Here is a 7,499-nt window from a genome sequence, read left to right on the forward strand (position 1 = left end):
GCCGACGATGGTGGTGGCGCCGGTGTCGACACGCGCCTGGCGCTCGGCGGCGGCTTCCTCGATGCGGTGCTTGGGCAGGCCCTCGGCGACCGCCTTGGTCATCCCGCCGTGCGCCTCGACCTCCTCGATCAGCGCCCACGCCTTTTCCTCCAGCTCGCGCGTCAAAGCCTCGACGTACCAGCTGCCGCCGAGCGGATCGGCGACCGCGGTTACCCCGCTTTCCTCCGCGAGGATCAACTGCGTGTTGCGCGCGATGCGGGCGGAAAATTCGGTCGGCAGGGCGATCGCCTCGTCGAACGAATTGGTGTGCAGCGACTGGGTGCCGCCGAGCACCGCCGCCATCGCCTCGACCGTGGTGCGGACGATGTTGTTGTACGGGTCCTGCTCGGTCAGCGACACGCCCGAGGTCTGACAGTGCGTGCGCAGCAGCTTCGATTTTTCCGATTTGGCGCCGAGATCGGTCATGATCCGCGCCCACAGGGTGCGCGCCGCGCGCAGCTTGGCGACCTCCATGAACAGGTTCATGCCGATGCCGAAGAAGAACGACAGCCGCGGCGCGAAGGCGTCGATGTCGAGCCCGGTCGCCTGTGCCGCGCGGACATATTCGCGGCCGTCGGCGAGGGTGTAGGCGAGCTCCTGCACCGCGGTCGCGCCGGCCTCGTGCATGTGATAGCCGCTGATCGAAATCGAGTTGAAGCGCGGCATGTTGGCGGCGCAATAGGCAATGATGTCGCTGACGATCCGCATCGACGGTTCGGGCGGGTAAATGTAGGTGTTGCGGACCGCGAACTCTTTTAAGATGTCGTTCTGGATGGTGCCGCTGAGCTGGTCGAGCGGGACGCCCTGCTCCTCGCCGGCGACGATGTAGAACGCCATCACCGGCAGCACCGCGCCGTTCATCGTCATGCTGACCGACATCTCGCCCAGCGGGATGCCGTCGAACAGCAGTTTCATGTCCTCGACGCTGTCGATCGCGACGCCCGCCTTGCCGACATCGCCGGCGACGCGCGGATGGTCGCTGTCGTAGCCGCGGTGGGTGGCGAGGTCGAAGGCGACGCTGAGTCCCTTCTGCCCGGCGGCGAGGTTGCGGCGGTAGAAGGCGTTGGACTCCTCGGCGGTCGAGAAGCCGGCATACTGACGGATGGTCCACGGCCGCCCGGCGTGCATCGTCGCGTAGGGGCCGCGGGTGTAGGGCGGGAGGCCGGGGAAGCCGGGGTCGATGTGGGCGGCGTCGGCGGGACCGTAGACGGTCTTGAGCGTAATCCCCTCGGGGGTTTCGCGCGACAAATCCTTGCCGCGGGATTCCTTGGCGGCGAGGGCTTTCCATTTTTCCAGATCGTCAGACATTACCAAAAACCGTTCGGGCTGAGCTTGTCGAAGCCCTGCCCTTGTTTGCTCCGCTCGTCAAAACGAAGGAAGGTCCTTCGACAACTCAGGACGAACGGAAAATTGCACTCATCCTAATGCGCCTGCTTCGGCGTCTCCATGATCTCGGTCAGCACCCCGCCCATGTCCTTGGGGTGGACGAAGAACACCAGGGTGCCGTGCGCGCCCAAGCGCGGCTCGCCGAGTACGCGCGCGCCCTTGGCCTCGAATACGGCCTTGGCGGCGTGGATGTCGGGGACCTCGAAACAAACGTGATGCTGCCCGCCGAGCGGGTTCTTCTCGAGGAATTTGCGCACCGGCGAGTCCGGCCCGAGCGGCTCGATCAGCTCGATCTGCGAGTTCGGCGTATCGACGAAGCAGACCCGGACGCCCTGCGCGGGGAGGTCGAACGCGGACCCATGCGGCTGGGCCCCGAACAGTCGCGCATAGAGCGCCAGGCTGTCCTCGATCGACGGCGTCGCCACGCCGACATGGTTCAATCGTCCGAGTTTCATTGTTCGATGGTCACTTCCGTGGTCACGCTGTTGGCGATGAAGCAGGCCTCGTGCGCCTGGTGGTGAAGCTCGGCGACCTTCGAAGCATCCGGCACCTTGTCCCCGCCCCATGCGATGCGCGGCCGCAAGGTCACCCGCGTCATCGCCATTCTGCCGTCAGCGCGCTTGGCCAGCACGCCTTCCGCCTCGTCGCTGTAGCTATCGACCACGAACCCGCCGCGCCGTGCGAAATCGAGCAGGAACAGCATGTGGCAGCTCGCCAGGCTGGCGACGAACGCCTCTTCCGGATCGACCCCGGCCGCGTCGGAATGCGGTGCGAGCACTATATGCGGGGAGGCGGACGCCGAAACGACCGCCCCGCCGTCGAACGCCCACTCATGCGCGCGGCTGTAGCGGCCGTCGCTGTAGGCTTCGGAGACGCCGCGCTTCCAGCGGATGGTGGCGGTGTATGTGCTCATGCCTTGGGCAGCCTGCGCTGGGGCGAGGATGTCCCCGCAGTGGCGCGGCCGAACCCCTCGATCACCCCTTCGATGCGCGCGACGCGCTGGTCGATGCCGCCGGCATAGTCGCGAATGCGCCGGACGTCCTGGGCCAAATTCTCGACGTCCTTCTGGAGGCGCGCGACATTCTCCTGGAGCAGGATGACCTGTTTAATGCCCGTGAGGATGTCGCCGATGGCCCCCATCAGCGGATGCCCCGCGCCTTGAAGAACTCGTCATTCTCGCGATGCAGCTCCTCAAGCACCTTGCACGACCGCTTCAGCGCGGCCTTCATTTTCGGCAGCGCGGTCTTGAGCTCGGCCGCCAGCGCCGCCAGCTCCGCCTGCTGCTGGTCGGAAACCGCACCGAAGTTGTCGACCGCGAGGCGAAGATATTCACCGCTCGAAACTCCCCGACTGGCAGCTTTCCTGTCGAGCGCAGCCTTCTCCTCGGGCTTCATCAAGACAGTGACACGGGCGCTGCGCATGGCGATTTCCTTCACATGACATTATAATGCTAAGGCGCCAGTATTACAATGACCTTATCATGTTTCACAGCGGAATGTTGTCGTGCTTTTTCCACGGGTTTTCGAGCTGCTTGTCGCGCAGCTTGCGTAGCCCCAACGCGACCCGCCGCCGCGTCGAGTGGGGCATGATCACCTCATCGATAAAGCCCTTGCTCGCCGCCACGAACGGGTTGGCGAAGCGCTCCTCATACTCTCGCGTCTGCTCGGCGATCTCGTCCGGCGTTCGCCCACGGAAGATGATCTCGACCGCGCCCTTGGCGCCCATCACCGCGATCTCGGCGGTCGGCCAGGCATAGTTCAAATCGCCGCGCAGATGCTTGGAGGCCATCACGTCATAGGCCCCGCCATAGGCCTTGCGCGTGATCACGGTGATCTTGGGCACGGTCGCCTCGGCGTAAGCGAACAGGAGTTTGGCGCCGTTCTTGATGATCCCGTTATGCTCCTGTGCGACGCCGGGGAGGAATCCAGGGACATCGACGAAGGTCAGGATCGGCACGTCAAACGCATCGCAAAAGCGGACGAACCGCGCGCCCTTCTTGGACGAATTGATGTCGAGGCAGCCGGCGAGCACGGTCGGCTGATTGGCGACGACGCCGACGGTGCGCCCCTCGATGCGGCAGAAACCGACGATGATGTTGGCCGCATGGCTCGGCTGGAGCTCGAAGAAATCGCCCTCATCGGCGACCTTTCGGATCAGTTCGTGCATGTCGTACGGGGTCGCGGCGGACGGCGGGACGAGGGTGTCGAGGCTGTCCTCGAGCCGGTCCCACGGGTCGCTGGATGGCCGCTCGGGCACCGCGTGGCGGTTGCTCAAGGGCAGGAAGTCGAAGAATTCGCGGGTCGCGAGCAGCGCATCGACGTCATTTTCGAACGCGACATCGGCAACGCCCGACTTGGTGGTGTGGGTGACTGCCCCGCCGAGCTCCTCTTGGGTCACCACCTCGTTGGTCACGGTTTTCACCACGTCGGGCCCGGTGACGAACATGTAGGACGAATCCTTCACCATGAAGATGAAGTCGGTCATCGCCGGGGAATAGACCGCGCCGCCCGCGCACGGGCCCATGATCAGCGAGATTTGCGGGATCACGCCCGAGGCGAGCACGTTGCGCTGGAACACTTCGGCATAGCCGCCGAGGCTTGCCACGCCCTCCTGGATGCGCGCGCCGCCTGAGTCGTTGAGGCCGATCACCGGGGCGCCGACCTTCATCGCCATGTCCATCACCTTGCAGATTTTCTGCGCGTGGCGCTCGCTCAGCGAGCCGCCGAACACGGTGAAATCCTGCGCGAAGGCGAACAGCAAACGCCCGTTGATCGTGCCCGAGCCGGTGACCACCCCGTCGCCGGGGATCTTCTGCGTCTCCATCCCGAAATCGGCGCAGTTGTGCTCGACGAACATGTCATATTCCTCGAAGCTGCCGGGGTCGAACAGCACGGATAGCCGCTCGCGCGCGGTGAGCCGGCCCTTGGCGTGTTGCGCCGCGATGCGTTTTGCGCCGCCGCCCTGCTTGGCCGCCTCGCGCCGCGCTTCCAGTTGCTCGATCGTCGTCGCCATGCCGCGCCCCTTCGCTTCGCCGCCCGCTTTTCCACGGCCACGCGCACGCGTCAAACCAACCAATTTCCAATCTTGCGCGTTGGGGCGGCCTGAGTGCACCTGACGTCAGAGGCCGCTATGCGTCGCTTTTTCCACGATAATGGTTTGACCATCGTCCTCCTGCTGTTGTTCGCCGCCAGCCTGATCGGGCAATTGCTAAGCGGCTGGCACTACCAGGTGGCCGAGCTGGCACTGCATGGCGAGCCGCCGATCTCCCTGCTCGCTTATTCGAGCGATCCGCAGTTCCTCGCGATGGTCGCGGAGAATTGGGAGAGCGAATTCCTCCAGATGGCGGCCTATGTCGTGCTCACCGCTTATTTGTTCCAGCGCGGGTCGTCCGAATCGCGCGACCCCGACGGCGGCGATGCCCGCCCCGGCGACGAGCCGCGCTTCACCCGCGGCCGCCTCGGCTGGCTCTACGCCCACTCGCTCGGCCTCGCCCTGTTTGCCCTGTTCCTGATCGCGTTCGGCGTTCACCTGGTCGCCAGCAGCGCGGCCACCAACGACGAGGCGGCGCTGCATGGCGAGGCGGCGGTCGGTCTGATCGACCATCTAGTCAGCGCGCGCTTCTGGTTCGAATCGTTCCAAAACTGGCAAAGCGAGTTCTTCTCGACCGCGGTGCTGATCGTGCTCAGCATCTACCTGCGGCAACAGCGCTCGCCCGAATCCAAGGCAGTCGGCGATCCCGACGCTAAGACGGGCGCCGATTGAGCTTCATATGCTGCAGCGCACAATCCCGATTCGATACCGACTTTAGGCCAGTGTTGCGGAACCGTAATGCCCTCCGGGCCGTTCTTCCCGTGTTGTTCCAACACATGGGGTTTTAAAGAAAATGTCGACGCGTACCGGTGTGCCTGTTGAGTCGTCTGCCGGACAGTCGGTGCCCCGCCCCGAGCGCGCAACCCTGGTTTGCTTCTCGCACCTGCGGTGGGACTTCGTTTTCCAGCGCCCGCAGCATTTGATGACTCGCTTCGCGCGCGACATGAACGTCATCGTGTGGGAGGAGCCGATCGTCATCGGGCGCCGCGAGACGGCGTTTGTCAAAGTCCGCCAGGCCGACGGCTACCCGTCCATCCGCATCGCCGTGCCGCATCTTCCCGAGGGCCTCAGCATGCCCAGGGCGGAAGCCGCGCTGACGCGCTTGTTCGAGAATTTCGCCGCGGCGATCCGCGGGCCGGTCGTCGCCTGGTACTACACCCCGATGATGCTGCCCTTCTCGCGCGGGCTCGAGGCCGACGCGGTGATCTATGACGCGATGGACGAATTGAGCAAATTCCGCTTCGCCCCGGAGGCGTTGCTCGACCTCGAGCGGGAGCTGATCGGCAAGGCCGACCTGGTGTTCACCGGCGGGTCGAGCCTGTACGAGGCCAAAAAGGACCGCCACCCGAGCGTCCATTGCTTCCCGTCGTCGGTCGACCGGCCGCATTTCATGCAGGCACGCTCGGCGCAGGCCGACCCCGCCGACCAGGCCAAGCTGGCGCGTCCGCGCTTCGGTTTCTACGGCGTCATCGACGAGCGCTTCGACCTCGATCTGCTCGACGCGGCGGCCAAGGCGCGCCCCGACCGGTCATTCGTGATGGTCGGCCCGGTGGTCAAGATCGCCGAAGGCGACCTGCCGCGCGGCGCCAACATCCATTATCTTGGGTCCAAGACCTATCACGAACTGCCGGCATATCTGTCCGGCTGGGACGTCGCCTTGATGCCGTTCGCGATGAACCCATCGACCGAATTCATTTCGCCGACCAAGACTCCCGAATATCTCGCCGGCGGCCGCCCGGTGGTGTCGACCCCGGTCAAGGACGTGGTGCGCCATTATGGTCACCTCGAGGGGGTCAAGATCGCCGCCGATTCCGCCAGCTTTATCGCCGCCTGCGATGCGGCACTCGAACTGTCGCGCGATCCCGCTGGCGAGTGGCTGGCCGAGGCCGACCTGATGCTCAGCGCGACCAGCTGGGATACCGTGCAGGCGCGCATGGCGGGCCTCGTTGCGGAGGCTCTCGGCGAGCGTGCGTCGAACGACAATCCGGCGTTGCTGGTGGCCGCGGAATGAGCGCCGCCCGTTACGATTATATGATCGTCGGCGCCGGGTTCGCCGGCTCAGTGCTGGCCGAGCGGCTGGCGAGCCAGCACGGTGTGCGCATTCTGCTGGTCGACCGCCGGCCGCACATTGGCGGCAACGCCTATGACGAGGCCAACGAAGCCGGGATCCTGTATCACAAATACGGGCCGCACATCTTCCACACCAACAGCGATGCGGTGGTCGAGTACCTCTCGCAGTTCACCGAGTGGCGGCCGTACGAGCATCGCGTGCTGGCCGAGGTGCGCGGGCAGCAGGTGCCGATCCCGATCAACCGCACCACGCTCAACAAATTGTTCGACGCCGGGCTCGAGACCGACGACGAGGCGGCCGCGTTCCTCGCCTCGCGCGCAGAGAAGGTGGAGGACATCGCGACCTCGGAAGACGTCGTCATCAACGCCGTCGGGCGCGAACTCTACGAACTGTTCTTCCGCGGCTACACGCGCAAGCAATGGGGTCTCGACCCGAGCGAGCTCGACAAGTCCGTGACCGCGCGCATTCCGACCCGCACCAACACCGACGACCGCTATTTCACCGATAGCTTCCAGGCGATGCCGGCGGACGGGTACACCGCGATGTTCGAGACCATGCTGAGCAACCCGCTGATCGAGCGGCGCCTCGGCACCGATTATCGCGAGGTGCGCGACAGCGTCGATTACGGGCATTTGATCTTCACCGGGCCGATCGACGAATTTTTCGATTTCCGGTTCGGCAAATTGCCCTACCGCAGCCTCAAATTCGACCACCAGACGCACGATGCCGAGCAGTACCAGCCGGTCGGGACGGTCAACTATCCGGCCGAGGACGTGCCCTACACGCGGATCAGCGAGTATAAGCATTTGACCGGGCAGCAGCACCCGCGAACCACCATCACCTATGAATATCCGGCGGCCGAGGGCGACCCTTATTACCCAATTCCCCGGCCCGAGAACCAGGCGCTGTTCAA

Annotated in this window: 9 protein-coding genes; 3 read left to right on the forward strand and 6 right to left on the reverse strand. The window is 64.9% G+C overall.

What is annotated here, in order from left to right; genetic code table 11:
• From RMP08_RS02980 to RMP08_RS03005, 6 genes are all read right to left on the reverse strand, one after another.
• Positions 1-1,347 (reverse strand): methylmalonyl-CoA mutase family protein (locus tag RMP08_RS02980; protein WP_310467497.1); only part of this gene is annotated, 1,347 nt, incomplete at its 3' end.
• Positions 1,348-1,460: 113 nt separating this feature from the next.
• Positions 1,461-1,880, reverse strand: coding sequence for a methylmalonyl-CoA epimerase (gene mce, locus RMP08_RS02985; RefSeq protein ID WP_310467498.1), 420 nt, complete (start codon positions 1,878-1,880; stop codon positions 1,461-1,463).
• The gene (locus RMP08_RS02990; RefSeq protein ID WP_310467499.1) at positions 1,877-2,338 is read right to left on the reverse strand and encodes an OsmC family protein; all 462 of its coding nucleotides are present in this window, start codon (positions 2,336-2,338) and stop codon (positions 1,877-1,879) included. The genes mce and RMP08_RS02990 overlap by 4 nt, the downstream gene beginning before the upstream one ends.
• The gene (locus RMP08_RS02995; RefSeq protein ID WP_310467500.1) at positions 2,335-2,565 is read right to left on the reverse strand and encodes a hypothetical protein; all 231 of its coding nucleotides are present in this window, start codon (positions 2,563-2,565) and stop codon (positions 2,335-2,337) included. The genes RMP08_RS02990 and RMP08_RS02995 overlap by 4 nt, the downstream gene beginning before the upstream one ends.
• Positions 2,565-2,861, reverse strand: a complete 297-nt coding sequence (locus RMP08_RS03000; RefSeq protein ID WP_310467501.1) for a plasmid mobilization protein — start codon at positions 2,859-2,861, stop codon at positions 2,565-2,567. The genes RMP08_RS02995 and RMP08_RS03000 overlap by 1 nt, the downstream gene beginning before the upstream one ends.
• A gap of 49 nt (positions 2,862-2,910) precedes the next feature.
• The gene (locus tag RMP08_RS03005; protein WP_310467503.1) at positions 2,911-4,437 is read right to left on the reverse strand and encodes an acyl-CoA carboxylase subunit beta; all 1,527 of its coding nucleotides are present in this window, start codon (positions 4,435-4,437) and stop codon (positions 2,911-2,913) included.
• Positions 4,438-4,554: 117 nt separating this feature from the next.
• Between RMP08_RS03005 and RMP08_RS03010 the strand changes: the two genes are divergently transcribed.
• The 3 genes from RMP08_RS03010 to glf form a co-directional block, all read left to right on the forward strand.
• On the forward strand, positions 4,555-5,187 hold the full coding sequence (locus tag RMP08_RS03010; protein ID WP_310467504.1) for a DUF6766 family protein: 633 nt from the start codon (positions 4,555-4,557) through the stop codon (positions 5,185-5,187).
• 250 nt (positions 5,188-5,437) lie between these two features.
• Positions 5,438-6,526 (forward strand): glycosyltransferase, encoded by a 1,089-nt coding sequence (locus tag RMP08_RS03015; protein ID WP_310467506.1) that lies wholly within the window; start codon positions 5,438-5,440, stop codon positions 6,524-6,526.
• Positions 6,523-7,499 (forward strand): UDP-galactopyranose mutase (gene glf / locus RMP08_RS03020; RefSeq protein ID WP_310467507.1); only part of this gene is annotated, 977 nt, incomplete at its 3' end. The genes RMP08_RS03015 and glf, both read left to right, overlap by 4 nt.

Source organism: Sphingomonas sp. (genome assembly GCF_031426035.1).
GTDB lineage: Bacteria > Pseudomonadota > Alphaproteobacteria > Sphingomonadales > Sphingomonadaceae > Sphingomicrobium.